Source organism: Spirillospora sp. NPDC052242, from assembly GCF_040679555.1.
Lineage (GTDB): Bacteria > Actinomycetota > Actinomycetes > Streptosporangiales > Streptosporangiaceae > Spirillospora.
Genome location: NZ_JBFAUZ010000056.1, coordinates 13,250 through 39,603, shown reverse-complemented (window position 1 = coordinate 39,603; position 26,354 = coordinate 13,250). Strand labels below are relative to the sequence as shown.

Genomic DNA, 26,354 nt, shown 5'->3' with positions numbered 1-26,354 from the left:
CGGCGTCGGTTCACCGCACTGGCTCGGGCGGGCGGGCGTGCTGCCCGGTCCGCCGCGGCACGGTGCCCGGCAGCGCCGCGGGCGGCCGATCGGTGAGTCCCGTGCTGGACTGGAGCCGAATTTACCGGCTCTCACGGCCTTGTCAACCGCCGCATGTTCTGCGGCTACTCCCCGTTCACCCAGGTCAGGGCCATGATCGGTGGCCGGGGTGACATCTGCGCCGGTCAGGGCGCGGCGGTGCGGTCCGGCCGGTTCCGGTTTTCCGGGCGCGGCGGCCTTCCCGGGCGCGTCGCGGCGGGCCGCGCCGGGGCGTCCCGGGCGGGTCAGTCGCGCGGTCCGGGGACGACGACGGTGCCGGTGGCGGTGGCGGCGACGATCGGCTCGGGGAGGACCTCGGCGGACGATTCTCCCTTGTCGGGCCGCCCCCGGCACACCACGCGGGCCTCGAACTCGATGGTGCGGCTGCGGGTGCCGAGGCGGGCGACGACGGCGACGGTCTCCACGACGTCCCCGGCGCGGACGGGGGCGCGGAACTGCACGTCGGAGTAGGAGGCGAACAGGCCCTCGTCGCCGTCGGTGCGGATGCAGGCCTCGGTGGCGGCGTCGCCGAACAGGGCGAGCAGGTAGGCGCCGTCGACGAGGTCGCCGGCGTAGTGGGCGTGGGAGTAGGGGATGTAGCGCCGGTGCACGACGGTCAGGCCCCGCCGGGGATCGGCGGGCTCGCCGGTGGCGGGTCCGCCGGTGGTGGGTTCGGTCACTGGGGGTCCTCTCCGTGGGCGTCCTCGGGCAGGAGGGCGTGGACGACGTAGCTGGCGACCTCGGCGGGGGTGGTGCCGCGGCCGAAGATGCGGTCGACGCCGAGGTCGGCGGCGGTGACGGTGTCGAAGCGGGGCCCGCCGACGACGAGCAGGGGGCGTCCCATGCCGGGGCCGACGGCGGTGGGGTATTCGGCGTGGAACGCGGCGGCCATCTGCTTGGTGTTGTGCAGGTGGGCGTTGCGCTGGGTGACGACCTGGGAGACCAGGACGGCGTCGGCGTCGACGGCCTTGGCGCGTTCGACGAGTTCGGCGACGGTGACCTGGGCGCCCATGTTCACGACCTGGATCTCGCGGTAGTACTCCAGGCCCTTCTCTCCGGCGAAGCCCTTGACGTTGAGGATGGCGTCGATGCCGACGGTGTGGGCGTCGGTGCCGATGCAGGCGCCGACGACCACGAGCCTGCGGTTGAGGGCGCGGCGGATCGCGAGGTTGACCTCCTGGGCGGTCAGCAGCGGGTACTCGCGTTCGGGCGGCGCGGGGATGGAGGCGTAGTCGATGAGGTGGCGGGTCTTGCCGTAGACGATGAAGAAGGTGAAGTCGGGGCCCATCGGCTTGGCGTGGACGACGCTGGCGGGTTCCAGGCCCATCTTCCCGGCGAGCTGGAGGGCGGCGGCGTCGGCGCGGGGCCCGGCGGGGACGGGGAGGGTGAACGACATCTGCACCATGCCGTCGCCGGTGGTGTCGCCGTAGGGGCGGATGACCTGGCGGGTGTCGGCGGGCTCGGCGGGGGCCCGCGTCCCGGTCCCGGTCGCGGGGCTGTCGACGGTCATGCGGGCACCTCCTGCCCGGCCGCGGCGCGCGCGGCGTCGGATCGCTGCGGGTTCTCGGTGTCGAGGATCTCGATGGCGGGGTTGACGTACCCGTCGGCGCGCTCGACGACGCCGTCCAGGCCCTTGCCGCCGTCGGGCGGGCGGCGGGTGACGCCGAAGGTGCCGTCGGCGATCGCGGTGAGCAGCCCGTCGTCGCCGATGCGCTCGAGCAGTTCGAGGGACTCGGCGAGCACCTGCCGGGCGCGGCGGGCGATCAGCCCGTCGGGGCGGGGGACGAAGTCGTCGGCGAGGCCGCCGCAGGCGTCGCGGACGTAGCGGACGTTCTCCAGGGCCAGGTCGCGGTCCGACAGCCAGGGGGTGTGGATGCCCTCGGTCATCATCCCGATCAGGATGATCGACTGCCCGGTCATGACGCCGGCGAGGTTGAAGAAGGCGTCCAGCAGGTATCCGGCGAAGATGTTGCCGGTCATGTGCTTGGTCGGCGGCATGTACTTCAGCGGCGCGTCGGGGAACAGCTCGCGGACGAGCTGGGCGTGGGCCAGCTCGAGCCGGAACGACTCGGGGATCTTCGGGTCGATCTCGAAGGCGTGGCCGAGGCCGAGCTGGGCGTCGGTGAGCCCGGCCTCGTGCCCGAACCGCTCGTTGAGCAGCTGGCTGACGACGACGGTGTGGGCGGCGTCGACGGCGTCGGCGGTGGTGAGGTAGTTGTCCTCGCCGGTGTTGATGACGATGCCGGCGCGGGCGTGGATCTGCCGCGAGAACCGCTGGTCGATGAACGTGCGGCGCGGGTTGATGTCGCGGAAGATGATCCCGTACATGCAGTCGTTGAGCATCATGTCCAGGCGCTCGAGCCCGGCGAGGGTGGCGATCTCGGGCATGCACAGCCCGGACGCGTAGTTGGTGAGCCGCACGTAGCGGCCGAGCTCGCGCGACACGTCGTCCAGGGCGGCGCGCATCAGCCGGAAGTTCTCCTGGGTGGCGTAGGTGCCGGCGTAGCCCTCGCGGGTGGCGCCCTCGGGGACGAAGTCCAGCAGCGACTGGCCGGTGGAGCGGATGACGGCGACGACGTCGGCGCCCTCGCGGGCGGCGGCCTGCGCCTGCGGGATGTCCTCGTGGATGTCGCCGGTCGCGACGATCAGGTACACCAGCGGGCGGGCGGTGGCGCCGGGGTCGGCGGGGCGGTCGGGCGGCGGCAGCTCGGCGAGCAGCCGGTCGCGTTCGGCGCGGCGCCGGTCGATGCGGGCGATGCCGTCGCGGGCGGCGGCGGTGGCGGCGGCGCGGGCGCGGTCGGCGTCGGCGCCGGCCGGCAGCCGGAAGGAGACGCCGCCGCGGGCGGCGGCGCCCGCGAGGTCGGCGAGGGTGCCGTGCGGGCCGCGCAGCAGGGCGTCCCAGACGGGCAGCGCGACGCCGTGCTCGAGCCCGACCTGGTCGCGGACGGCGTCGGCGAGGTGGTTGGCCCAGGGGCGGCCGCCGTCGTCGGCGCCGGCGAGGCCGGCGAGGCGCAGCACGGCGCGCTCGACCGAGACGGTCGTGTGGGCGCGGGCCATCGCGATGATCGGCTCGGCGGCGCGGGCGGCCAGCCGGCGGGCGGTGCGGACCGCCTCGGGATCGAGGTCGAGCTTTCCGTGCGGCGCCATCGCCGTCTCCCCTCACACCGCCGCCCCTCCCGGGCCGGCCGAACAATCATCCTTCACTTCGCGCGCTCTACGGAAGATCTTCCGTTATCGGAACCGAAATCCGCAAGAAGTCCGATAGATCCGGTTCGCGCGCCGCACCCGCGCCGCTCCCATGCCGCACCCGCGCCGCACCCGCGCCGCTCCCCTACACCTTCCCGCCGCGCGGCGGAACCCCACCCCGCCCGCGGCACGCTTCCCCCGCCGATACCGCTCCGTTGCCCGACCGGACGGTCACCTGACTTCCGCGTGACCGTTCCGGCGACTTTCCCGAACACCCTCCACAGACACTCAACGTGACCTTAAAATCACGCCCAGTGTCGGCGGCCCCTGGTCCGGTGCCGCCTCCGACCCCGAACCCGTGGAGGGGCATGATCGTCTATTTCGCGGCGGCCGCCTGTGCCGTCGGCGTGGTCGCCGTCGCGAGCGCGCTGGTCCGGCGCACGCGCCGCGCCGACGACGACGCGTCCCCCGACGGCCCCACCGTCTCGCACGCCGGGGCGATGCTGTCGGCGCTGTTCCTGCTCGCGTTCGCCATCGCCGTCATCGTCCCCTGGACGACCGCCGACGCGGCCCGCGCCGGCACCTACGCCGAGACGCAGGCCATCGCCGAGACCTACTGGGCCGCGTCCCGCCTGCCCGACGACCAGCGCACCGCCGTACGCAGCGGCCTGCGCGCCTACGTCGACACCGTCCGCGACACCGAGTGGGAGCTCATGGCCGACGGGCGGCTCGCGCCCGCCGGGTGGACGCTGCTGGACCGCGTCCGCCGCGACGTCATCGCGCTGAAGGCCGACGACGACGAGCTCCGCGAGGCCCGCGCCGCCGTCCTCGACAACATCGGGCAGATCGCCGCCGCACGCAACCAGCGCGCCATGGACGCCCGCACCACGCCGCCCGCCGGCCTCACCGCCGTCACGGTCCTCACCGGCGTCGTGGTCGTGCTGCTGCCGTTCCTGGCCGGGGCCGCACCGCGCGGCGCGGCCCTGATCCCGCTCGCGCTCATGGCCGCGCTGCTGGCCGCCGGAACCTACCTGACCATCGACATCGCCCACCCGTTCGACGGGGCCCTGGCCGTCGGGCCGGAGGCCTTCGTCGAACTGCAGGCCGAACTCCAACGCATCGACGGAGGTGGATGACCCTTGCGCCGCGTCCTGATCCTGCCCGCCCTCATCCTGCAGGGCGGGGCCGCCGGCGCCCTCACGCTGGCCGCCGCCCCGCCCGCCCACGCCGACCCGCTGCCGCCCGGCGGCGTCAGCGTCTGCATCGACGGAGAGGTCGAGGTCCACGTCGGCAACGGCCCGGGCGAATGCCCGAAACCGCCGACCCCCGAACCGCCGACGTCCCCGCCCCCGACGCCCGAGCCGCCGCCCGAACCGGAACCGACGCCCGAGCCGCCCGAGCCCACGCCCGAGCCGCCCCCCGAACCGCCCGCCGAACCGTCCCCCGAGCCGCCCGCGGCGCCGCCCCCGGCCGGGCCGCCGGCCGCCGAGCCCGCGCCCCGGCCGCCCGCGCCGCGACCCGCCGCGGTCACGCGGCCGGCCCGCCCCGCACCGCCGCGGGCACTGCCCCGGCCGGCGCCCGCACCGTCGCCGTCGCCGCGCGAGAAGATCGTCCACCACACCGTCCAGCGCGCCTCCGACGAGCGGCCCGAGCGCCGCGACCCGCTCAGCACCTCACTGGTCCTGGTGATCATCGCGGTCGTGGTCAGCGCCGGGACGGCCATCGCCTTCGCCCGCTGAGCACCGCCCGGACCCGCGAGGCCGCCGGCCCCCACCGGCCGGTGTCCGCCCGCCCGACCGGCGCGCGCCGCGCCCGCCCTCCCGTCGGCCCCGGGACCGGGATGGGACGATCGTGTGCCCGTCCCATCCCGGTCCGTCACGGCTTGCGGCCCACCCCGCCGAACACCAGGAACCGCTCCGGGGAGTCGACGCCGCCGTCCTCGGGACGCCACAGCGGCACGTACACCAGCCCCGGATCCAGCAGGTCCCACCCGTCGAAGAACCGAAGGATGCCCTCGTGCGACCGCGCCACGGCCGGGGACGTCGCGCGGTCGTACAGCTTCCCGATCGCCGCGGCCTTGCCCGGCTGCGCGTCGTGCGTGAGATGCGACAGCACCAGATGGCTGCCCGGCGCCGCCGCGTCCCGCAGCGCCGCCACGATGCCGTCCGGCCGCTCCTCCTCCTTCACCAGGTGCAGCGCCGCGACCAGCAGGAACGCCACCGGACGCGACAGGTCCACCAGCTCCGCCAGCAGCGGGTCGCCCAGGATCCGCTCGGGCCGCCGCATGTCGGCCTGGATCACCGCCGCCCGGTCGTTGCCCTCCAGGATCGTGCGGCTGTGCGCGACCGCGACGTCGTCGTTGTCGACGTACACCACCCGGGCGTCCGGATTCACCGCCTGCGCGACCTCGTGCACGTTGCCCTGCGTCGGAATGCCCGACCCGATGTCGACGAACTGGTCCACCCCGGCCTCGGCGACCGCGCGGACCGCGCGGCGCAGGAACGCCCGGTTGGCGTGCGCGAGCTCCCGCGCCTGCGGCTCCACCCGCAGCAACCCGGTCGCAAGGTCACGATCCGACGCGAAATTGTGGTCTCCGCCGAGCAGGAAGTCGTACACCCGTGCGACGCTTGGTCTCCGACTGTCGACTTCGGGTGGGATCCACTCGGGGTCCATGCACGTCTCCCTTGTCCATGGAGGGGCAGCGGCCGCGGGGCGCCCACAGCGTAACGCGGCACCGCCCGCACCACCCCGTACACGGGACTGTGAACACCGATGTCCACGCACCCCGCGGCACGACCGGAACCGGCCGCCCCGCTCGACCCGGCGACGCTCGACCCCGCGACCGTCCTGCTCGACACCGGCGGCACCGTCACCGGGTGGAGCGACGGCGCCGCACGCCTGTTCGGCCGGGCCGCCGCCGACGCCGTGGGCGCCGACCTGCCCGGACTCCTCGGCGGCCCGGCCGCCGCCACGCTCGCCGACGCCGTCGCGCGCGCCGCGTCCGGCCGCCCCTGGACCGGGACGCTCCCGCCGATCCCCGGCGCCCCCGACGGCCTGCGGGCCACCTGCCAGGCCCTCACGGCCGAATCCGGCCGGACGCTCGTCGCGCTCACCGTCGCGCCCCCGTGGGCCGGCGGGCTGGAACTGCTGAACGAGGCCGGACGCCGCATCGGCTCCACCCTCGACCTCGCCCTGACCGCCCGCGAGATCGTCGCCGTCACCGTCCCCCGCTTCGCCGACGCCGGCGCCATCTACGTCCTCGAACGCCGCCTCGCCGACGACGACGCGCCCGTTCCCGACGGCCGCGACGACGGCTCGGTCGTCGTCCGCCGCCTCGCCGTCGCGTTCGCCGGCGACGACCCCGGCGACTGGACCGCCGCGTTCCCCACCGGCGAGGTCATCGTCTACCCGGCCGCCACCCCCTACGCCCGCTGCGTCGCCACCGGCCGCACCGTCGAGTTCGGCGGCGAGGACGCCCTCGACACCATCGCCGCCCGCACCGGCCGCCGCGTCGAGGCCGTCCTCGACCACGTGTCGCTGCTGGCCGTCCCGCTCACCGCCCGCGGCCGCGCCCTCGGCTTCGCGGTGTTCAGCCGCAAACGCGGCCGCGCCCCCTTCGGGCCCGCCGACACCGCCCTCGCCGCCGAACTCGCCGCCCGCGCCGCCACCGGCATCGACAACGCCTGCCTGTACCGGCGCGAGCGCCGCACCTCGACCGCCCTGCAGGCCGGGCTGCTGCCCACCCGCGTCACCGTCCCGCCCGGCCTGCGGATCGCGCACCGCTACCGGCCCGCCCGCGCCGCGGTCGGCGGCGACTGGTACGACGTCGTCCCCCTGCCGGACGAACGCGTCGCGATCGTCATCGGCGACTCGGTCGGGCACGGCGTCACCGCCGCCGCGGCCATGGGCCAGCTGCGGGTCGCCGCGCACACCCTCGTCAGCTGCGAACTGCCGCCCGCCGAGGTCCTCGCCCGCCTCGACGCCATCGCCCAGGACCTGGACGCCGCCCAGTTCGCCACCTGCCTGTGCGTGGTGTGCGACCCGGCGACGCTGCGCTGCGAGCTCGCGTGCGCCGGGCACCCGCCGCCGCTGCTCGCCCTGCCCGACGGCACCGCCCGGCACTTCGCCGTCGCCGACGGCCTGCCCCTCGGCGTCGCCGACCCCGCCCACCCCGCCGAGTACGAGCAGGTCACGGCCGTCCTGCCGCCCGACGGCGTCCTGGCCTTCTACACCGACGGGCTCGTGGAGAGCCGCATGCGCAACATCGAGGACGGCATCACCCGGCTCGGGTCCGCGCTGGTCGCCTCGCACGCCGCCGCCGGCGGCTCCCTGGAGGACGCCGCCGACGGCATCCTGGCGCTGCTGGCCGACCAGCAGGGCCAGGACGACATCGCGCTGCTCCTCGTCGCCCCCGAACCTGACCGGCGCTGATCACCGGCCCCGCGGCGGGGCCCCGCTCACAGGCCCGGGATCTGGTGGTTGCGGAACGCGTCCACGAACAGCCGGTGGTCGTCCCGCACGACCTCCGCGTACGCCATGCCGAACCGCACCATGTCCTCGACGAACGCCGACTCGTCCGCCCCGATCACCGAGCTGATCGCGTCCTCCACCTGGAACCCCACCAGCGTGTGGTCGGAGTCGCTGTCCGACACGCAGTGGATCTTCGCGGTGGCGCGGCCCAGGTCGTCCAGCACCGACAGCATCTCCTCGGGCTCGGTCAGCCCGCCCCAGTCCAGGTCCTCCTCGTACGGCGACAGCTCCTGCACCACGAAACCGACCCCGTCGATCTCGGTGTACCCCAGCCACGGGTCGGTGTTGGCCTGCAGCGCCCGCCGCGACACCGCCGTCCGGTGCCCGTGGTGCTTGAAGTACTCCCGGATCCGCGCGTCGTCCACCACCCGGCTCGGCGCCGCCACGTTCCCCTGCTTCATCGACAGGATCACGTCGTTCTCCAGCGCCTGCGAACGCCCCTCCACCAGGATGTTGTAAGCCGACAGCCCCGCCGACCCGATCCCGAACCCCGACGCCCCCACGATGTCCTTGATCTCGTAGGTCAGGCTCGCGAACCGCTTGTCGGCCGGGATCGTCTCCAGGTACTCCCGGTAGGCCGCCTCCACCTTCGCGCGCTCGGCCTCGTCCAGCCGCCGCACCCCGGCCCGGTCCCGGAACCGCCGCTCGTGCGCCTCCAGGACCGTCTTGCCCTCCAGCAGCCCGATCCGCGTGGACGACAGCGCGTCGATCAGCACGCCCCGCACGTACCCGTCGGTCGTGTCGAGCGTCAGCGCGAAGTCGTCCCCGCCGCCCGACGCGAACCGCCGCACCTGGTCGACGTACGCCCGCACGTACGCCTCGATCAGCCGCCGGATGTCGGCGTCGGAGATCGCCTTCTGCCACGCCAGCAGCGCCAGGCTCGCCACCAGCCGCTTCACGTCCCACGTGAAATGCCCGACGTACGCCTCGTCGAAGTCGTTGACGTCGAACACGAACACGCCGTCGTCGTTCATGTACGTACCGAAGTTCTGCGCGTGCAGATCCCCCTGGATCCACACCCGCGCCGTCCGCTCGTCCGCCCACGGGTCGTCGTCGTCGACGATGTCGGCGTAGAACAGGCAGGCGCTCCCCCGGTAGAACGCGAACGGATCGGACGCCATCTTCCGGAAGCGGCGGCGGAACTCGGCGGGACTGCGCTCCATCAGGTCCGAGAACGCGTCCACCAGGACGTCCACGATCTGCGCCTGCCGCTCCTTCGGGTCGCGACCGCGCAGGTCCTCGGTGATGCTCGCCATCGGGCTCTCTCCTCAGATGATCGGGTGACTCCCCGCCGCTGCCGGGACGTACCCGGTCATTGTGCCGGGTCCGCCCCCGTGCGGGCGGTGAACAACGCGCGAACCCCCGGCTCGGCGCGCAGGAGGTCCAGCGCGTATTGGGCGTGCCCCGGCACGTATCCGTTCCCGATCAGCATCGTCACGTCCGCCGCCAGCCCCTCCGCGCCCAGCGCCGCCGCCGGGAACGACGTCGCCATCGAGAAGAACACCACCGTCCCGCCCTGCGCGGTCGCCAGGATCGCGCCGTGCTCGCACCCCGGCACGTCCACGCACACCACCGTCACGTCCGCGGGCCCCCCGGCGGCCTCCGCCACCGCCCGCGACACCGCCACCGGATCCCGCGCGTCCGCCCGCACCACGGCGTCCGCCAGCCCCGACGCCGCCAGCCGCGCGCCCTCCTCCGCCGACGGCACCAGCCCCACCGTCCGGGACGCCCCGGCGCGCCGCGCCGCCGCCAGCGACAGGCACCCGCTCTTGCCCGCCGCGCCCAGCACCGCCACCACCGGCGCCGCCCCGGACGCCGCCCGCGCCTCCACCACGCGCCGGGTCAGCGCCGGCGCGCCGCACACGTCCATCACCGACAGCGCCAGCGGGACGGGCACGTCGCCCGGCAGCACGGCGGCGATCGACCGCGCGAACAGGATCGCGTGACCGCGCGCGGGCACCTGCTCGGAACGCCCGTCCCACCCGGCGAGCCCGTCAGTGACGGCGAGCGGCGTCAGCGTGAGCGACACCAGCGTCGCGACGCGGTCGCCCGGCTCCAGGCCGAGCGGCGACTCCGGCCCGGCCTCGTCGACGACGCCGACGAGCATCCCGCCCGAACCGGTGACGGGATTGTGCATCTTGCCGCGCTCGCCGATGATCCGCAGCACCTCGGCGCGGACGGCGTCCGGGTCCCCGCCGTGCGCGGTGCGCAGCTGCCGGAAGGACGCCGCGTCCAGGTTCAGCCGCTCGACCGCGACCCGCACCTCGTCCGGGCGGATCCGCGGGTCGGGGTCCAGCCGGTGCGCCGCCTGCGGCAGCACCCCCGCCGGCTCCAGCACCCGGTGCAGCCCGATCTCCGTCCCGCCGCCCGTCCCGCCGCCCGTCCCGCCGGCGCGCTCCGCGGCCGTCCCCTGGGTCATTGCGCCTCCCCTTCGGTCACCGACAGCCCATGGAAGATATACCGAGGGCACCTGGTTTGATCGAAAGTCTTCCCGTAATGTCGGCCCTACACAAGATTTTTGTGCGATCACGTGAAGCGAGGAGGGGTCGACGATGACCACTGCCCTGCATCCGGACACCGGCGCCGGCGCCCGGAACGCGCAGACCGCGGACACCACCGCGGAGCAGGCGCCCGGACGGCCGGCCGACCAGCCCTACCGGTACCGGCGCCGCCCCCTGGAGGAACCCGACTGGCGGCGCATCCCCGGCTGGCGCGACGTCACCACCGCCGAATGGGAATCGGCCCAATGGCAGCGCGCCCACTGCGTCAAGAACCTCCGCCAGCTCCGCGCGGTCATGGGCGACCTGCTCGACGACTCCTTCTACGCCGACCTCGAGCGCGACCAGGCCGAACGCGCCACGATGTCGATGCTGCTGCCCCCGCAGATGCTCAACACCATGGACGTCTCCTCCACCGCCGCGTTCCGCGCCGACCCCGTCCGCCGCTACATGCTCCCGGTGTTCTCCGACCGCCGCACCGACTGGCCGTCCCACCCGCACGCCGCCCGCGACTCCCTCCACGAGGCCGAGATGTGGGCCGTCGAGGGCCTCACCCACCGCTACCCCACGAAGGTCCTCGCCGAACTGCTGCCGACCTGCCCCCAGTACTGCGGCCACTGCACCCGCATGGACCTCGTCGGCAACTCCACCCCCAACGTCGACAAGCACAAGTTCACGATCCGCCCCCCGGACCGCCACGAGGCCATGCTCGACTACCTGCGCCGCTCCCCCGGCGTCCGCGACGTCGTCGTCTCCGGCGGCGACGTCGCCAACCTCCCCTGGCCCCGGCTCGAAGCGTTCGTCGACGCCCTGCTCGGCATCGACAACATCCGCGACATCCGCCTCGCCAGCAAGGCGCTCATGGGCCTCCCCCAGCACTGGCTGCAGGACGAGGTCCGCGCCGGCATGGAACGGCTGGCCACCAAGGCCCGCGAGCGCGGCGCGCAGATCGCGATCCACACCCACGTCAACGCCGCCCGGTCGGTGACGCCGCTCGTCGCGCGCGCCGCCCGCGCGATGCTCGACACCGGCATCCGCGACGTCCGCAACCAGGGCGTCCTGCTGCGCGGCGTCAACGACTCCCCCGACGCGCTGCTCGACCTGTCGTTCGCGCTGCTCGACGAGGCCGGGATCATGCCGTACTACCTGTACATGTGCGACATGATCCCCGGCAGCGAGCACTGGCGGCTCGCGGTCTGGGAGGCGCAGGAGCTGCAGCACGCGATCATGGGCTACCTGCCCGGGTTCGCGACCCCCCGCATCGTCTGCGACGTCCCCTACGTCGGCAAGCGGTGGGTGCACCAGCTCGCCGACTACGACCGCGAGCGCGGCATCTCCTACTGGACCAAGAACTACCGGACCGGGCTCGAAGCTTCCGATCCCGATGCTCTGACCAGGCGATACGAGTACCACGACCCGATCTATACCCTCCCGGAGGAGGGCCGTCGCTGGTGGCGGGAGCAGGCCGTGGCATGACGCGGTGTAAAAATGTGCAATGAGGTGATTGAACCCGCCCGAGGCCTTTACGTTGTAGATCATTAGCGGGCGGCCTATCCTCGGGCGCATGGCCCGCGATCTTCCGGCCCGGTTCCCCGTCGGCGCGGCGGTGACGGTCGCCGACCTCGAGGACGACCCGCATCCGCACCTCGCCCGGCTGCGCGCCGCCGAGCCGGTGTCCTGGCTCCCCGCGCTCGGCGGCTGGCTCGTGACCTCGCACGCCCTGGCCGTCCGGGTCATGCGGGACGCCGCCGCGTTCACCGTCGACGACCCGCGCTTCTCCACCGCCCGCGTCGTCGGGCCCAGCATGCTGTCGCTGGACGGCCCCGCCCACGCCCGCCACCGCGACCCGTTCGCCCGCCCGTTCCGGCCCGCGCGGACCCGGGAGCGTTTCGCCGCGTTCGTCGAGGCTGAGGCCGGCCGGCTCGCGGGCGCGCTCGCCCCGGCGGGACGGGCGGAGCTGCGCGGCGACCTGGCGGGACCGCTGGCCGTCGCGGTGGTCGCCGAGGCCCTCGACCTGCCCGAGGTCGACGCCGCGACCGTCCGATCCTGGTACGGGACGTTCGTCGACGCGGTGTCGGCGCTGACGGGCGCCCCCGAGGGCGGCGCGGACGAGGGCGCGGCGCTGGAACGTTCCGGTGCGGCGTACGCGGCGCTGCGGGAGGCGGTCGCGGCGGCGATGGCCCGCCCCGGTTCCCTGCCCGCCGAGGCCGCGCGCGGCGACGCGGGGCGGGCCGGGCTGGACGCCGCGGAGGTGGTGGCGAACGCGGCCGTGCTGATGTTCGGCGGCATCGACACGACCGAGGGGCTGATCTCCAACGCAGCGCTGCACCTGCTCTCCGACCCCGCACTGGCGGCGGCCGCCCGGGACGACCGGGGCCTGCTGCCCGCCGTGATCGAGGAATCGCTGCGCCTGGAGCCGCCCGCCGCCGTCGTCGACCGCTACGCGGTCCGCGACGCCGACCTCGGCGGGGCGCCGGTACGGGCGGGCGACCTGGTGCGGGTGTCGATCACCGGGGCCAACCGCGACCCGGCCGTGTTCGCCGATCCCGGCCGCTTCGACCCGTACCGGCCCGACGCCGCCGAGCACCTCGCGTTCGCGCACGGCCCGCACTTCTGCTTCGGCGCCACCCTCGCCCGGATGGAGGCCCGCGCCGCCCTCGGCGCGGTGCTCGACCGGTTCCCCGGCGTCCGGCTCGACCCCGGGCGGCCCGCGCGGCCGCGGGGGCTGGTGTTCCGCAAGCCGGACCGCCTGGACGTCCGCTGGGACGCGTCCGCGCAGGTGATCACGCCGCCGCGGGGGCCGGACGACCGGCCCGATATGGCACCATCGGGCAGATGATCGTAGAACGCCGGGTCGAACTCCGCTTCGGGCAGCAGAGCCGGGAGGCGGAGACCCACACCAACCTGTCCGCGATCCGCCAGGACGGCCCCTGCCTGTGGGCGGCGGGCGACGAGACGGCCACCGTCGAGCGCCTCACCGCCGTGACCGGGCCGGACGGCCGCGTCACCGGGTACGAGGGGCACGTCACCGTCCCGCTCGCCGACCTGGTCCCGCTGCCCGCCGGCCCGGACGAGGAGGCCGACATCGAGGGGCTCGGCCGGGCGGACGGGTGGCTGTGGGCGATCGGGTCGCACAGCCTCAAGCGCAAGAAGATCAAGCCGGGCCAGTCGGCGGCGAAGTCGCGCAAGCGGCTCGCGACGGTCCTGCGGGAGGACAACCGCTTCATCCTGGCGCGGATCCCGCTGGTCACCGGGGAGGACGGGCTGCCCCGCGCGGTGCGCGAGGACGGCGACCGCACCGCCGCGGTGCTCGGGCTGAACGGCGACTCGATCACCGACCTGCTGGCGGAGGACCCGCACCTGGCGCCCTTCCTGCACCTGCCCGGCAAGGACAACGGCGTCGACATCGAGGGCGTCGCGGTGCACGGCGACCGGCTCTACGTCGGGCTGCGCGGGCCGGTCCTGCGCGGCTGGGCGGTGCTGGTGGAGATCCGGCCCGGCCCCGACCCCGACGACCCGCGGCGGCTGCGGGCGCTGCCGGTCGACGGCGACGCCCCGTACCGCACCCACTTCCTCGACCTCGGCGGCCTCGGCGTCCGCGACCTGTGCCCGCACGGCGACGACCTGCTGATCCTCACCGGCCCCAGCATGGACCTGGACGGCCCGGTGCGGGTGGTGCGGTGGCGCGGCGCGGCGACCGCCGACGCCCCGGAGATCGTCCACGCCGACGACCTGGAGGTGCTCGGCGACCTGCCGTACGGCGACGGCGACGACCACGCCGAGGGCATCGCCGTCCTGGACGAGCCCGGGCCGGGCCTGCGGCTCCTGGTCGTCTACGACAGCCCGTCCCCCGATCGCCTCACCGCCGCCGGCGGCGTGGTCGCCGACGTCGTCCACCTACCCTGACCCGCCGCCAAGTAAGCGCTAGCTTTTGCCGTCTGCTTTCATGGTCGCAAGACCCCTACCGGCCGGAAAGAACGAGGCGAGCATGATCGAGTGGTCCGACGAAGACCTGATGATCCGGGACGCGGTCCGCGACTGGATCGACGCGGAGGTCCGTCCCAACCTGGACGCGCTGGAGTCGGGCGAACTGCCGCCGTACGACATCATCCGCGGCCTCTACAAGACGTTCGGCATGGACGAGCTGGCGCGCTCGTCGTTCAAGGCCCGGATGGAGAAGGAGCGCGCGGCCGCGGCAGGCGGGACGGACGCCTCCGACGACGACGGCGACGGCGACGACGCGGGGACCGGCCGCGGCGGCAACGCGGCGATGAGCATGATCCCGATCATCGAGCTCTGCAAGGTCGCCCCGGGCCTGGTCTCGGCGATGGGCGTCGGCCTCGGCCTCGCCGCCGGGACGATCATGAAGCGCGGGACGGTCGAGCAGAAGGAGCGCTGGGCCCTCGACCTGCTCACCATGGAGAAGGTCGGGGCGTGGGCGATCACCGAGCCCAACTCCGGCTCGGACGCCTTCGGCGGCATGCAGGCCACCGCCCGCAAGGTCGGCGACGAGTACGTCCTCAACGGCAGCAAGACGTTCATCACCAACGGCCCGTACGCCGACACGATCGTCTTCTACTGCAAGCTCGACGAGGACGGCGTCGAGCCCCGCGACCGCGAGATCCTCACGTTCGTCCTCGACACCGGCATGGACGGCCTGGAGCAGAGCAAGCCGCTGCGCAAGATGGGCCTGCACTCCTCCCCCACCGGCGAGCTGTTCCTCAACGACGTCCGCGCGGGCGCCGACCGGCTGCTGTCGTCCGGCAAGGGCGGCGGCAAGGAGTCGGCCAAGCAGAACTTCGTGACCGAGCGCGCCGGCGTCGCCGCGATGGCCCTCGGCGTCATCGAGGAGTGCCTGAAGCTGTCGGTCGAGTACGCCAAGACCCGCGAGCTGTGGGGGCAGCGGATCGGCGACTTCCAGCTCATCCAGCTCAAGCTCGCCAAGATGGAGGTCGCGCGCCTCAACGTGCAGAACCTCGTCTTCCGGCACATCGAGATGCAGCGCGCGGGCCGCGCCCCCACCCTCGCCGAGGCGTCCGCGATGAAGCTGTACGCCGCGCAGGCCGCGAGCGAGGTCGCGCAGGAGGCCGTCCAGCTGTTCGGCGGCAACGGCTACATGAGCGAGTACCGGGTCGAGCAGCTCGCCCGCGACGCCAAGTCGTTCCAGATCTACGCCGGCACCGACGAGATCCAGGTGACGCACATCGCCCGCGACCTGCTGTCGCGCTGACGTCCCGGCCGTTCCGGCCGTTCCGGCCGTTCCGCGGCGGACTGTCGGGGGCCTCTGTGATCATGAGGCGCCCGACAGTCCCCGTGGAAAGGCCCCCATGTCCACCGACCTTTACGGCGCGCGCGTCCTGGACGTCGTCCCCGGCGAGGCCCGCGTCCGGTTCCGCGTGTTCGTCGTGTACTACGACGTCGCGTACAAGGACCACGCGCCCCTGCCCGGCGACGACGTCGGGTTCTTCTTCCGCCTGCTGTGGGAGGCGGCGCACGACCTGCCGATCGTCCGGTGGGACGCGCTGCAGGCCGTCCCGCTGGACGACTTCCTCGAACCGGAGTGGGTGAACGCCAACGCCCACCGGTACGTGCGCCGCGTCGACCGCGTCGCCGTCCGCAACCACCCGGTCGGCGACGACGGCTGGGACGGCCTGCACGACTTCTACTACGAGCGCGACGGCGGCTGGACGAACGAGGACGGGCTCGTCCAGGCCGACTACGACGTCCACGTCGCCGACGCCGCCTGGCTGGAGCAGCTCGAGGCGGGGCACTCCTGGGGCACGACCAACTACGTGTCCGACGCCGACCTCGTCACCGACCCCGGGGCCCCCGCGGTCGTCGACCTGCGGGAGGCGGCCCGCGTCCTGGACCCGTTCCCCGGCGCGGACACCGACGACGCCACGCCCTCCGACCTCGCGTTCTCCGACGACGGAGCGTACCTCGCGGTCACCAGCCAGGCCTGCGAGCTGGTCGTGTACCGCACCGCGGACTGGAGCGAGCACGCCCGCCTCCCCCACGACGGCCGCGTGCCGTGGGGCCAGGACGTCCAATGGGTGCCGGGGACGCACCTGCTGACCGGGCGCGTGCTCGAACGGTCGGCCGCCCCGCCGACGCGGGCGTACGACGTGGACGGAGGCGCGCTGGTCGACGTCCCGGAACAGCCCGGCGAGGCGCGCTCGCGGTCCGGGCGGTACCGCGTCGACTACGGCGACGGGCACATCCGCTTCGCGGCCGCCGACGGGAGCACCGCGCGGCGGGCGCCGGTCCCCGGCCGGTACGCCGCCGGCGCGTCCTTCACCGCCGACGAGACCCGCATGTTCGTCGGCGGCGGAGCGGACGTGCACGTGCTCGACCCGTCCGACGGGCGGCTCCTCGCCAGCCTCCCCGGTGTCGGGGCCGGCGCGGTCGTCCGGCCGGACGGCGCCTACCTCGCGGGCACGGCCAGCGATACCCCCGGCGACCCCGAGGCCATCGGCCTGTGGAGCGCCGAGGACGGCCGCCCGCTCATGCGCTGCCGCCCGAAGGACCACCACTACGTGTCCACCCTGGCCTGGTCGCCGGACGGGAGCGTCCTCGCCGCGTCGCTCATCCAGAGCCGCCACGGGTACGGCGGCGCCGTCCATCTCTTCGCACCCGGCGACCCGCTCACCGCACCCGAGGCGGGCGAGCCGTCCGAGGAGGTGCTGCGCGAGGGCCTCGACCGGAGCTACGTCCCCGACGACATCGTGTTCCTCACCGGCCTGCTCGCCGACCGCGAGGACGACCCGGAACGCCGGGCGCGCGCCTGGCGGGCGACCGCGAAGAGGCTCGCGGACTGGGCCACCCCGCCGGTCCCCGCCGTCGCCGAGGCGTACCGCCGGGCACTGGAGCACGGCACCGGCCCCGCCGCCGTGTCCGACGGCGTCTCCCTCTCGCACCTGCTGTACGGGCGGGACGACCTCGACGGGGCGGTGGACGCGGCCCGCGCCGCCCACCGCCGCGCCGCGGAACTCGGCGACCGCGCGCCCGCCGGCCTGCGGCACGCCGCCGCCGTCCGCCTGGCGGACATGACCCGCACCCGCGGCGCCGGCGGCGACCTCGACGAGGCCGAGGCCGCCTACCGCGTCTGCCTGGACCTCCGGCCCGACGACCCGTGGACGCTGCTGGGCCTCGGCTGGGTCGCCGCCGAGCGGGGCGACTACGACGCGGCGCGGCCCCACCTGTTGGCGGCCGTCGACGCCGGCGACCCGAAGACCGAGGGCTACGCGGCCATGCTGCTCGCCGCCCCGGCGAAGCAGGCCCGGGACGTCGGCGAGGCGCTGCGCTGGTACGAGCGGGCCCTCGCCGCCGACGACCGGCACGCGCCGCTCGCGACGGGCCACCTCGGCGAGCTGCACTACTGGATGGGCGACCGGGACGCCGCGCGCCGCTGGTACGAGCGGATGCTGGAGGTCACCGACCTGCCCGACCTGGTCGCCGAGGCGTGCTGCCGGCTCGGCGAGATGGCCGCCGCGGACGGCGACGCCGCCCGCGCGGCGCAGCACCTCGAGCGGGCCGCCGCAACGGGCGACCCGGCGTTCGCCGGGAAGGCCCGCGAGCTGCTCGCCCGGCTGCCGCGGAACTGACCGGTTCCGGGCGAACTTTCAGGGAAGCTCCGCCATCGAAGAGGTGGAGGGCGGGTGCGGGCGATCGCCCGCCCTCCAGAAGATCTTTTCTGGACAGCCGACGACGGGAACTGGATACTCACGAACATGGACGGTGGGCCCTCATACCCGGTGCGGGCGTCCGACGGCGAGCGCGACCGGGTGCTGCGCGTCCTCAGCGACCGCGTGGCCGAGGGCCGCATCTCGCACGAGACGTTCGAGCGGCGCGTCGACATGGCGCTGCAGGCCCGCAGCCGCGCCGAACTGGACGAGATCGTCCACGACCTGCCGCCGCCCGGCCGGGTGGTCGGCCGCCTCACCGGGCTGGTGTCGTCGTTCTCGCAGGCGACCGCGCGCATCGAGGCGGCGTGGCGGGCGCCGCGGCTGCCCCGGTTCGCGCTGCCGTCCGGCGGGCCGTCGCGCATCGTGGTGGGGCGCGCCCCCGCCTGCCAGTTCGTGCTGAGCGACCTGACCGTCTCCCGCTTCCACGCCGAGATCTACCGCACCGGCGACACCTGGATGATCACGGACCTGGGGTCGATGAACGGCACCCGGGTCAACGGGTGGCGGCTGACCGGACCGGCCCGGGTGCGGCCGGGCGACGAGGTCGGCTTCGGCGATTCCAGCTTCATCGTCTCCGCCACCTGACCCCGGCCGCCGCGGACCCGGATCTGGTTGGATGCCCGGTATGGCCGACCTCGACGACGCCCGCGCCTGGGCCGCCCGCTCGATCCGGGCCCTGACCGACGACGCCGCGCGCGCCGAGCCCACCCCGCTGATCCCCTTCCCGCTGCCGGACGGCTGGGGCGTGTCCCTCCTGCTGAAGGACGAGTCCGCGCACCCCACCCGGACCCTCAAGCAACGGGCGGCGCGCGCGCTGTTCCGGCACGCGATCGCCTGCGGCCGGATCGTCGAGGGCACCCCGGTCGTGGAGGCCACCGGCGGCGGCGCTGCCGTCGCGCAGGCGTACACGGCGCGGCTGCTCGGGCTGCCGTACACCGCGGTGATGCCGGGCGAACCGGACGAGCGCCGCGCGGCGCCCGTCCGGGAGCTGGGCGGCGACGTCCGGTTCGTCACTCCCCCGCTCGCGATCTACGACGAGGCGCGGCGGCTCGCGGCCGACTCCGGCGGCTGCTTCCTCGACCAGTTCGGCTGGGCCGAGCGGGCGCTGGACCACCGCGGCGACGACCTGGCCGGCGAACTGTTCGCGCAGGCGGGACGGCCGGACTGGGTGGTCGCCGGGGCCGGGACGGGCGCGACGGCGGCGTCGCTGGGGCGGCACGTCCGCGAGCACGGGCTGCCGACGCGGCTCGCGGTGGTCGATCCGGAGAACTCCGCGTACTTCCCCGGATGGGCGTCGGGCGCCGCGGACTACGCCACCGGGATGCCGTCCCGCATCGAGGGCATCGGCCGTCCCCGGATGGAGCCGGGGTTCCTGCCGTCCCTGATCGACCTGATGATCCCGGTCCCGGACGCGGGGAGCGTCGCGGCCGCGCGGGCGGTGCGGGCCGCGACCGGGCTGCCGGTGGGCGGCTCCACGGGCACGTGCCTGTGGGGCGCGCTGCACCTGGTGTCGCGGATGCGGGACGCGGGCGCGCGCGGCGGCGTGGTCGCGATCATCGGCGACGCCGGCGACCGGCATCTGGCCACCTACCACGACGACGGTTGGGCGGCACGCAAGGGCCTGGATCCGGCGCCGCACGCGGCGGCGATCGACCGGTTCCTGCGCGGCGGGCCGTGGGAGCCGCCCGCCATGAGCGGGTGACGCGCGGGGGTGAGCGGAGGCGCGAGCCGGATCCGGTAGATTCGGCGCTTTGGCCGGTCCTGAGCGGGGCGGGCGCCTTGACAAAGTAAGGTCCGGCCGGTCGGGGCCGGGCGCGACGAGGAGGAGGACAGCCGTGCAGATCGGGTTCGCCGTACCGGTGGCGGGGGCGTGGTCGACCCCGGCCAACCAGGTGCTGATCGCGCAGCGGGCCGAGGAACTCGGCTACGACTCCCTGTGGACGCTGCAGCGCGTGGTCAACCCGGCCGGTTCCGCGGACCAGACGTACCGCAACGTCCCCGACCCGCTGATCACGCTGGCCTACCTCGCCGGGTACACCGCGCGGGTGCGGCTCGGCGTCGCCGTGGTCAACCTGCCGTTCTACTCCCCCGCCCTGCTCGCCAAGCAGGCGATCACGCTCGACCACGTCACCGGCGGGCGCCTGGACCTCGGGCTCGGGCTCGGCTGGATGCCCGAGGAGTTCGCCGCCGTCGGCGCGTCCATGGAGCGCCGCGGCGCCCGCGCCGAGGAGTTCCTCGCGGCGCTGCGCGCCTTCTGGACGGGCGAGCCCGGGGAGGTCAGCGAGTACCACGGGGAGTTCTACGACATCCCGCCGGTCACCATGGACCCGCGGCCGCTGCAGGACCCCGAGCCGCCGATCCTGCTGGGCGGCGCGTCGGAACCGGCGCTGCGCCGCGCCGGGCGGCTCGCCGCCGGGTGGGTCAGCTCCAGCCGCGCGAAGCTGGCCGACATCGGACGCTCGATCGACATCGTCCGCGAGGCGGCCGAGAAGGCCGGCCGGGACGCCGCCGCGCTGCGGTTCGTCTGCCGCGGCGCGGTGCGGATCCGCGAGGAGGGCGACGACGCCTCCGACATCGGCACCGGCGCCGACCGGCGGCCGCTGACCGGCACCTACGACCAGATCGTCGGCGACTTCGACGCGCTCGCCGAGCAGGGCGTCACCGAGCTGTTCCTCGACCTGAACTTCGACCCGCGGCTCACCGGTCCCGACGCCGACCCGTGGGACTCGATGTACATCGCCCGCGAGGCGCTCGAGGCGCTCGCCCCGCGCTGACCCCGCCGGGCCGCACGTTCAGAGCTCGGAGCCGTCCGCCGTGCCGTCGGGCCGCGGCGGGCGGCCCTCCCACGGGGTGCTGAGGACGACGGTGGTCCGGGTGGCGACGTTCGCCGCCGCCCGGATCCGCTGCAGCAGGTCCTCCAGCTCGTTCGGCGACCCGACGCGCACCTTCAGGATGTAGCTCTCGTCCCCGGCCACCGAGTGGCACGCCTCGATCGCGGTGAGATGCGCCAGCCGGTCGGGCGCGTCGTCGGGCGCCGCCGGATCGATCGGCTTGATCGACACGAACGCGGTGAGCGGCAGCCCGATCCGCGCGTGGTCGAGCCGGGCGGTGAACCCCTGGACGATCCCGCGCTTCTGCAGCCGCCGCACGCGCTGGTGCACGGCCGACACCGACAAGCCCGTCTCCTTGGCCAGGTCGGTGAAGCTCATCCGCCCGTCGTCGGCCAGCAGCCCCAGGATCTGGCGATCGATCTCCTCCACGAGGGGAATCTAGCGCGCCCGCGGGACCGCGCGAGCCGCCACAGATCACAGATCGGCGCCATCCCGCGGAATCGCGCGACATTCCGGGCAGATCACCGGCGCCCGGAGCGCAGCGCCCCGCAGGACCCGCGCACGACGAGCTCGGTCGGCAGCCGGACCGGCCCGCCGCGGCCGCGCCGCGCGGGCTCGCGCAGCAGCAGCTCGCACGCCCGGTACCCGATGTCGCGGCCGGGCCGGGCGACGGCGGTCAGCGGCGGGTCGCACAGCTCCGCCCACGGGACGTCGTCCACCATCGCGATCGACACGTCCGCGGGCACCCGCAGGTCCAGCTCGCGCGCCACCAGCACCGCCGCCTCGCCGAGCAGGTGCTCGGCGGCGACGACGGCGGTGACGTCGGCGCGGCGCTGCAGCAGCCCGGCGGCGGCCGCGTAGGCGGCGTCGCGGGCGGGGCGGGCCGCCACGACCAGGTCCTCCTCGGCGGGGACGCCGAGCCGGGCGAGGGTGTCGCGGAACGCCCGCTCCCGCACGCCCGGCTCGCCGCCGGGCGCGGCGGCGCCGAGGAACGCGATCCGCCGGTGCCCCAGCCCGACGAGGTACTCCGCGAGGGACCGGACGCCGCCCGCGTCGTCGGCGAGCACGGTGGGGATCTCGGCGAGGCCCGGCAGCACCCGGTCGGCGAACACGACGCTCGAGCACACCCGGGCGGCGGCGCGCCAGTCGGCGGTCTCCCCCGCCGGGCACGCGATGATCCCGTCGACGCGCTGCTCGACGAACCGGTCGACGATCTCGGCCTCGCGCTCGGCGTCGCCGTGCGCGGCGTCCACGATGACGTGCCCGCCGAGCGTCCGCGCGCACGCCAGCACGCCCGCGACCAGCTCGGCGCAGAACGGGTCGGTCACGTCCGGGACGATCAGCCCGATCCCGCCGGAGCGCCGCAGCTTCAGGCCGCGGCCGAGGGCGCTCGGCCGGTAGTCCAGCTCGCGGGCGGCGGCCAGCACGCGCTCGCGGGTGGCGTCGGCGACCGCGCCGGTCCCCGAGAACACGCGCGACACCGTGGCGATGCCGACGCCGGCCGCGGCCGCCACGTCCTTGATGGTCGCCGATCGCCGCTCCGCCATCGGCCGTCCTTCCCCCGGGAGGTTTTCGATCATCTTCTCATAACGGACTCTCCCCTGGAAACGGTTCCATGATGTTTACTCCACACAACGCAGCAAAAGCCCTGCTCGGCAGGGTACTGAGGAAACGTTTCCACAAGGAGCGCGAGGGATCCGATGGCGAAGATCACGCTGGACCAGGTCGACAAGGTGTACTCCGGCGGCGTCAAGGCCGTGGACGGCCTGAACCTGGAGATCGGCGACGGCGAGTTCATGGTGCTGGTCGGCCCGTCCGGCTGCGGCAAGTCGACCGCGCTGCGGATGATCGCCGGGCTGGAGGAGATCAGCGGCGGGAAGATCTCCATCGGCGACCAGGTCGTCAACGACCTCGCCCCCAAGGACCGCGACATCGCGATGGTCTTCCAGAACTACGCGCTCTACCCGCACATGACCGTCGAGCAGAACCTCGCGTTCGGCCTGAAGCTGCGCGGCACCCCCAAGTCGGAGATCAAGCAGAAGGTGCAGGAGGCCGCCAAGATGCTCGGCCTCGAGCAGTTCCTGTCCCGCAAGCCGGCCGCGCTGTCGGGCGGCCAGCGGCAGCGCGTCGCGATGGGCCGCGCGATCGTCCGGCAGCCGCAGGCGTTCCTGATGGACGAGCCGCTGTCGAACCTCGACGCCAAGCTGCGCGTGTCGATGCGGGCGTCGCTCAGCCAGCTCCACGAGCGGCTCGGCGTCACCACCGTCTACGTCACCCACGACCAGATCGAGGCGATGACGCTCGGCACCCGCGTGTGCGTCCTGCGCGAGGGCGTCCTGCAGCAGGTCGACACCCCGCAGCGGCTGTTCGAGAACCCCGTCAACCTGTTCGTCGCCGGGTTCATCGGGTCGCCCGCGATGAACTTCGTCACCGCCGACCTCGCCCGCGGCGACGGCGGCGCGCACGTCTCGTTCGCCGGCTACACGCTGCCCGTGCCGGACGCGACGCTGGACGCCAAGCCCGGCCTGCGCGACTACCTCGGCAAGCAGGTCGTCCTCGGCATCCGCCCGTCGGACTTCGAGGACGCCGCGCACGCCAAGCCCGAGTGGGCGCCGATGTCGGTGCGCAGCACCGTCACCGAGGAACTGGGCAGCGAGATCAACGTCATCTTCACCATCGACGCCCCGCCGGTCGAGCACAAGGACACCGCCGACCTCGCCCGCGACGAGTCCGAGGGCGAGGAGGACATGGCGATCCCGCTCGCCGAGAACAAGGCGCTCTGGACGGCCCGCGTCAACTCGCGCTCGCAGGTCCGGCCCGGCCAGCACGTCGACCTGGCCGTCGACACCGGCCGCCTGCACTTCTTCGACCCCGCCAGCGGCCTGGCCATCGGCCACCCCGACCGCAAGCCGGGCGCCCCGTCGGTCACCAAGGCCGACGCCTGACGGATCGCGCCCGGGCGGGAGAGCCCGCCGGAACGGACGATGCCCGCGGCCCCGGAAGGGGTCGCGGGCATCGCCGTCGGTCCGGGCACCGCCCGGTCCGGCTCACATCACCGTGTTCACTTCACCAGGCTCACTTCACCGAGCCGGCCAGCACTCCCTGCACGAAGTACCGCTGGAACGCGAAGAACACCACCAGCGGGACGATCAGCGACAGGAACGCCCCCGGCGCCAGAATGTCGATGTTGCCGGTGAACTGCCGCATCTGCGACTGCAGCCACTTCGTCATCGGCTGCGCCTCCGTGTCGGCGAACACCAGCGCCACCAGCAGGTCGTTCCACACCCACAGGAACTGGAAAATGCCGAGCGAGGCGATCGCGGGACCGCCCAGCGGGAAGATCACCCGCCGGAAGATCGTCCACTCCGAGCCGCCGTCCATCCGCGCCGCCTCGAGCAGATCCCGCGGGATCGCCGCGAAGAAATTGCGCAGCAGGAAAATGGCGAACGGCAACCCGAACGCCACGTGGAACAGCACCACGCCGGTGATCGAGCCGAACATCTGGAACCCGCCGAACTCGATGGCGCCGTACAGCTTCGCCACCGGGATCAGCGCGACCTGCACCGGCACCACCAGCAGCGCCACCACCAGAAGGAACAGCCAGTCCCGGCCGGGGAACTCCATCCACGCGAACGCGTACCCGGCGAGCGCGGCGATCACCACGACCAGCACGGTGGCCGGGACGGTGATCAGCATCGTGTTCCAGAACGAGTCGACGAAGTCGTCCCGTCCGAGCAGCGAGGAGTAGGCGTCGAACGTCAGCTGGGACGGTTCGGTGAACACGTTCCACCAGCCGTCCGCGGTGTTGTCCTCGGTGGAGCGCAGCGACGCGACGAGCAGCCCGAGCGTCGGCACCAGCCAGAAGAGCGCGATGAGCACGAGCAGCGCCTGCGCCGCCCCGCCGCCGACCTTCCCGACGATGCGGGCCGCGACGCCCCGGCGCGGGGCGCCCGACGCACCGCCGCCCGGCGGGGCCGTCTTCGCTGCGCCCTTCTCCCCCGTGCCCTTCTCCCCGGTGCCCTTCTCCCCCGTGCCCTTCTCGCCCGTGTCCACGGCCGCGGCCTTCCCGTCCACGGCCGTCTCCTCCGGAGGAGTCTCGTCCGAAGCGGACCGTTCCGTGCCGTCCGCGGTGCTCATTTCCGCTCCTGCCGCATTCGCCGGATGTTGAACAGCATGGCGGGCAGCACCAGCAGGAACAGCAGCACCGCGATCGCGCTGCCGGCTCCCTGGTCGTTGCCGCCGCCGAACGACTCGGTCCACATCTCCAGCGCCAGCACGCTGGCGTCCGGATCTCCGCCGCCGATGATGTAGACGAGGTCGAAGACCTTCAGGACGTTGATGACCAGCGTCACCAACACGACCATCAGGACGGGCGCCAGCAGCGGGATCGTCACCCGCCGGAACACCTGCCACTCGGTCGCGCCGTCCACCCGGGCCGCCTCGAGCGCGTCCCGCGGGATGGCCGCGAGCCCGGCCGCGATCAGCACCATCGCGAACCCGGCCCACACCCACAGGTACGCGCCGATGATCGCGGGCGTGATGAGGGTGCTCCCGAGCCATTCGGCGCCGCGGTACGCCTCGGTGAAGTTGCCCTGCGGCAATCGGATCGTGACCTGCCCGGACCCGACGTCCTCCAGCGTGAACGTCCCGTCCGGGCGGGTGGTCGCGGTCGCCACCACCTCGCCGCCGCGGACCGCCTCGACCCGGACGCCCGGCAGCCCGCTCTCGCCCTGGTTCGGCTGGTTGAGCGTGCCGCCCCCGCCCCGGGTGAAGTCGAACCACACCGCGCCGGTGATCTCACCGGAGCCCGCCCGCGGCGGGGCCGCCGCGGGCTCCGCCGTGTCCGGCAGGTACTCCGGCTTGACCTTCACCAGCGGCAGGACCGCGGTCTGCCCCGCCGACACCGGCCGCGCGGTGACGACGGCGCCGCCGTCCTCGCGCACCGGCTGGTCGCCGGCGGTCCGGGGACCGGCCCCCGGGTAGGTGCGGTCGGTGCTGAACATGTCGTGCACGGCGACCATCGCGGCGTTGGCGATGCCCTTGTCGGGGTCCTGCTGGTACACCAGCCGGAAGATCACGCCGGACGCGAGGAACGAGATCGCCATCGGCATGAACACCACGAGCTTGAACGCCGTCGCCCACCGGATCCGCTCGGTGAGGACGGCGAACACCAGGCCGACGATGGTGACGATCGTCGGCGCCACCACCACCCAGATCGCGGTGTTGCGGACCGCGACGAGGTTGTCGCGCCCCTGGAAGACCCCGGTGTAGTTGTCGATGCCGGCGAAGTCGCCCGCGGCGTCGAAGAAACTGCGGATCACCGAGTAGACGATCGGGTACACCACGAGGAAGCCGAGCAGCAGCAGCGCCGGCAGCAGGAACAGCAGCGCCAGCCACGACGGCGGCGTCAGGCGCTCGCGTCCCCCGCGGCGGGGCGGCGCGCTGCCCGCACCCGTGCCCGCCGCGCCGGCACCGCCGTCCACGGCGGCGGCGCCGCCGGCCGTCACGGCCGGCGGCGTCCCGTCTTTCGGAGCCTTCATCGGGGT

Annotated in this window: 22 protein-coding genes; 12 read left to right on the top strand and 10 right to left on the bottom strand. The window is 74.2% G+C overall.

The features are described from left to right. Positions 1 to 323: 323 nt before the first annotated feature. Genes kal through kamD form a run of 3 tightly spaced genes read right to left on the bottom strand, consistent with a single transcriptional unit; the run spans position 324 to position 3,225 of the window. Positions 324 to 758: a 3-aminobutyryl-CoA ammonia lyase gene (gene kal, locus AB0L25_RS34365; RefSeq protein WP_500176937.1), complete on the bottom strand. Its 435-nt coding sequence runs from the start codon at positions 756 to 758 to the stop codon at positions 324 to 326. Then, entirely contained in the window at positions 755 to 1,588 is an 834-nt protein-coding gene (gene kamE, locus AB0L25_RS34360; RefSeq protein ID WP_500176936.1) for a lysine 5,6-aminomutase subunit beta, read from the bottom strand. Before kamE ends, kal begins: the two co-directional genes overlap by 4 nt. Next, positions 1,585 to 3,225, bottom strand: a complete 1,641-nt coding sequence (gene kamD / locus AB0L25_RS34355; protein WP_500176934.1) for a lysine 5,6-aminomutase subunit alpha — start codon at positions 3,223 to 3,225, stop codon at positions 1,585 to 1,587. Before kamD ends, kamE begins: the two co-directional genes overlap by 4 nt. A 407-nt stretch (positions 3,226 to 3,632) precedes the next feature. On the opposite strand from kamD, the gene AB0L25_RS34350 reads away from it, so the two are divergent. Both AB0L25_RS34350 and AB0L25_RS34345 read left to right on the top strand, forming a co-directional pair. Continuing rightward, complete coding sequence (locus AB0L25_RS34350) at positions 3,633 to 4,400, top strand: bestrophin-like domain (RefSeq protein ID WP_500176933.1); 768 nt, start codon at positions 3,633 to 3,635, stop codon at positions 4,398 to 4,400. 3 nt (positions 4,401 to 4,403) lie between these two features. Continuing rightward, the gene (locus AB0L25_RS34345) at positions 4,404 to 5,003 is read left to right on the top strand and encodes a hypothetical protein (RefSeq protein WP_500176932.1); all 600 of its coding nucleotides are present in this window, start codon (positions 4,404 to 4,406) and stop codon (positions 5,001 to 5,003) included. 136 nt (positions 5,004 to 5,139) lie between these two features. Here the strand turns inward: AB0L25_RS34345 and AB0L25_RS34340 are convergent, their stop codons facing one another. Then, positions 5,140 to 5,937: an SAM-dependent methyltransferase gene (locus tag AB0L25_RS34340; RefSeq protein ID WP_500176931.1), complete on the bottom strand. Its 798-nt coding sequence runs from the start codon at positions 5,935 to 5,937 to the stop codon at positions 5,140 to 5,142. Between the two features lie 99 nt (positions 5,938 to 6,036). On the opposite strand from AB0L25_RS34340, the gene AB0L25_RS34335 reads away from it, so the two are divergent. Further along, positions 6,037 to 7,695, top strand: coding sequence for a SpoIIE family protein phosphatase (locus AB0L25_RS34335; protein WP_500176930.1), 1,659 nt, complete (start codon positions 6,037 to 6,039; stop codon positions 7,693 to 7,695). Positions 7,696 to 7,721: 26 nt separating this feature from the next. On the opposite strand, the gene AB0L25_RS34330 is transcribed toward AB0L25_RS34335, so the two are convergent. Together AB0L25_RS34330 and kdd are read right to left on the bottom strand one after the other, a co-directional pair. Next, on the bottom strand, positions 7,722 to 9,050 hold the full coding sequence (locus AB0L25_RS34330) for a DUF2252 domain-containing protein (protein WP_500176929.1): 1,329 nt from the start codon (positions 9,048 to 9,050) through the stop codon (positions 7,722 to 7,724). Positions 9,051 to 9,106: 56 nt separating this feature from the next. After that, positions 9,107 to 10,213, bottom strand: coding sequence for an L-erythro-3,5-diaminohexanoate dehydrogenase (kdd, locus tag AB0L25_RS34325; RefSeq protein WP_500176928.1), 1,107 nt, complete (start codon positions 10,211 to 10,213; stop codon positions 9,107 to 9,109). Between the two features lie 133 nt (positions 10,214 to 10,346). Between kdd and AB0L25_RS34320 the strand changes: the two genes are divergently transcribed. The 8 genes from AB0L25_RS34320 to AB0L25_RS34285 all read left to right on the top strand — a co-directional run bounded on the left by AB0L25_RS34320 (position 10,347) and on the right by AB0L25_RS34285 (position 20,751). Continuing rightward, the gene (locus AB0L25_RS34320) at positions 10,347 to 11,768 is read left to right on the top strand and encodes a KamA family radical SAM protein (protein WP_500176927.1); all 1,422 of its coding nucleotides are present in this window, start codon (positions 10,347 to 10,349) and stop codon (positions 11,766 to 11,768) included. An 88-nt stretch (positions 11,769 to 11,856) separates the two neighbouring features. Beyond that, on the top strand, positions 11,857 to 13,131 hold the full coding sequence (locus AB0L25_RS34315) for a cytochrome P450 (RefSeq protein ID WP_500176926.1): 1,275 nt from the start codon (positions 11,857 to 11,859) through the stop codon (positions 13,129 to 13,131). Further along, positions 13,128 to 14,198: a DUF3616 domain-containing protein gene (locus tag AB0L25_RS34310; protein ID WP_500176925.1), complete on the top strand. Its 1,071-nt coding sequence runs from the start codon at positions 13,128 to 13,130 to the stop codon at positions 14,196 to 14,198. Before AB0L25_RS34315 ends, AB0L25_RS34310 begins: the two co-directional genes overlap by 4 nt. 82 nt (positions 14,199 to 14,280) lie before the next feature. Further along, the gene (locus AB0L25_RS34305) at positions 14,281 to 15,522 is read left to right on the top strand and encodes an acyl-CoA dehydrogenase family protein (protein WP_500176924.1); all 1,242 of its coding nucleotides are present in this window, start codon (positions 14,281 to 14,283) and stop codon (positions 15,520 to 15,522) included. Positions 15,523 to 15,619: 97 nt separating this feature from the next. After that, entirely contained in the window at positions 15,620 to 17,896 is a 2,277-nt protein-coding gene (locus tag AB0L25_RS34300) for a tetratricopeptide repeat protein (RefSeq protein WP_500176923.1), read from the top strand. Between the two features lie 126 nt (positions 17,897 to 18,022). Continuing rightward, positions 18,023 to 18,562 carry an FHA domain-containing protein gene (locus AB0L25_RS34295; RefSeq protein ID WP_500176922.1) on the top strand — a complete coding sequence of 180 codons (540 nt, stop codon included), beginning with the start codon at positions 18,023 to 18,025 and terminating at the stop codon, positions 18,560 to 18,562. Positions 18,563 to 18,593: 31 nt separating this feature from the next. After that, the gene (locus tag AB0L25_RS34290; protein ID WP_500176921.1) at positions 18,594 to 19,679 is read left to right on the top strand and encodes a PLP-dependent cysteine synthase family protein; all 1,086 of its coding nucleotides are present in this window, start codon (positions 18,594 to 18,596) and stop codon (positions 19,677 to 19,679) included. A 133-nt stretch (positions 19,680 to 19,812) separates the two neighbouring features. Continuing rightward, complete coding sequence (locus AB0L25_RS34285) at positions 19,813 to 20,751, top strand: TIGR03619 family F420-dependent LLM class oxidoreductase (RefSeq protein WP_500176920.1); 939 nt, start codon at positions 19,813 to 19,815, stop codon at positions 20,749 to 20,751. 18 nt (positions 20,752 to 20,769) lie between these two features. Here AB0L25_RS34285 and AB0L25_RS34280 read toward each other — a convergent pair whose 3' ends face one another. Both AB0L25_RS34280 and AB0L25_RS34275 read right to left on the bottom strand, forming a co-directional pair. Further along, complete coding sequence (locus AB0L25_RS34280; RefSeq protein WP_500176919.1) at positions 20,770 to 21,237, bottom strand: Lrp/AsnC family transcriptional regulator; 468 nt, start codon at positions 21,235 to 21,237, stop codon at positions 20,770 to 20,772. 92 nt (positions 21,238 to 21,329) lie between these two features. Next, positions 21,330 to 22,355: a LacI family DNA-binding transcriptional regulator gene (locus tag AB0L25_RS34275; protein ID WP_500176918.1), complete on the bottom strand. Its 1,026-nt coding sequence runs from the start codon at positions 22,353 to 22,355 to the stop codon at positions 21,330 to 21,332. A 153-nt stretch (positions 22,356 to 22,508) separates the two neighbouring features. On the opposite strand from AB0L25_RS34275, the gene AB0L25_RS34270 reads away from it, so the two are divergent. Further along, positions 22,509 to 23,753 carry an ABC transporter ATP-binding protein gene (locus AB0L25_RS34270; protein WP_500176917.1) on the top strand — a complete coding sequence of 415 codons (1,245 nt, stop codon included), beginning with the start codon at positions 22,509 to 22,511 and terminating at the stop codon, positions 23,751 to 23,753. A gap of 130 nt (positions 23,754 to 23,883) precedes the next feature. On the opposite strand, the gene AB0L25_RS34265 is transcribed toward AB0L25_RS34270, so the two are convergent. Next, positions 23,884 to 24,945 (bottom strand): carbohydrate ABC transporter permease, encoded by a 1,062-nt coding sequence (locus AB0L25_RS34265; RefSeq protein WP_500176916.1) that lies wholly within the window; start codon positions 24,943 to 24,945, stop codon positions 23,884 to 23,886. Further along, complete coding sequence (locus tag AB0L25_RS34260) at positions 24,942 to 26,348, bottom strand: carbohydrate ABC transporter permease (protein ID WP_500176915.1); 1,407 nt, start codon at positions 26,346 to 26,348, stop codon at positions 24,942 to 24,944. Before AB0L25_RS34260 ends, AB0L25_RS34265 begins: the two co-directional genes overlap by 4 nt. Between the last annotated feature and the right edge of the window lie 6 nt (positions 26,349 to 26,354).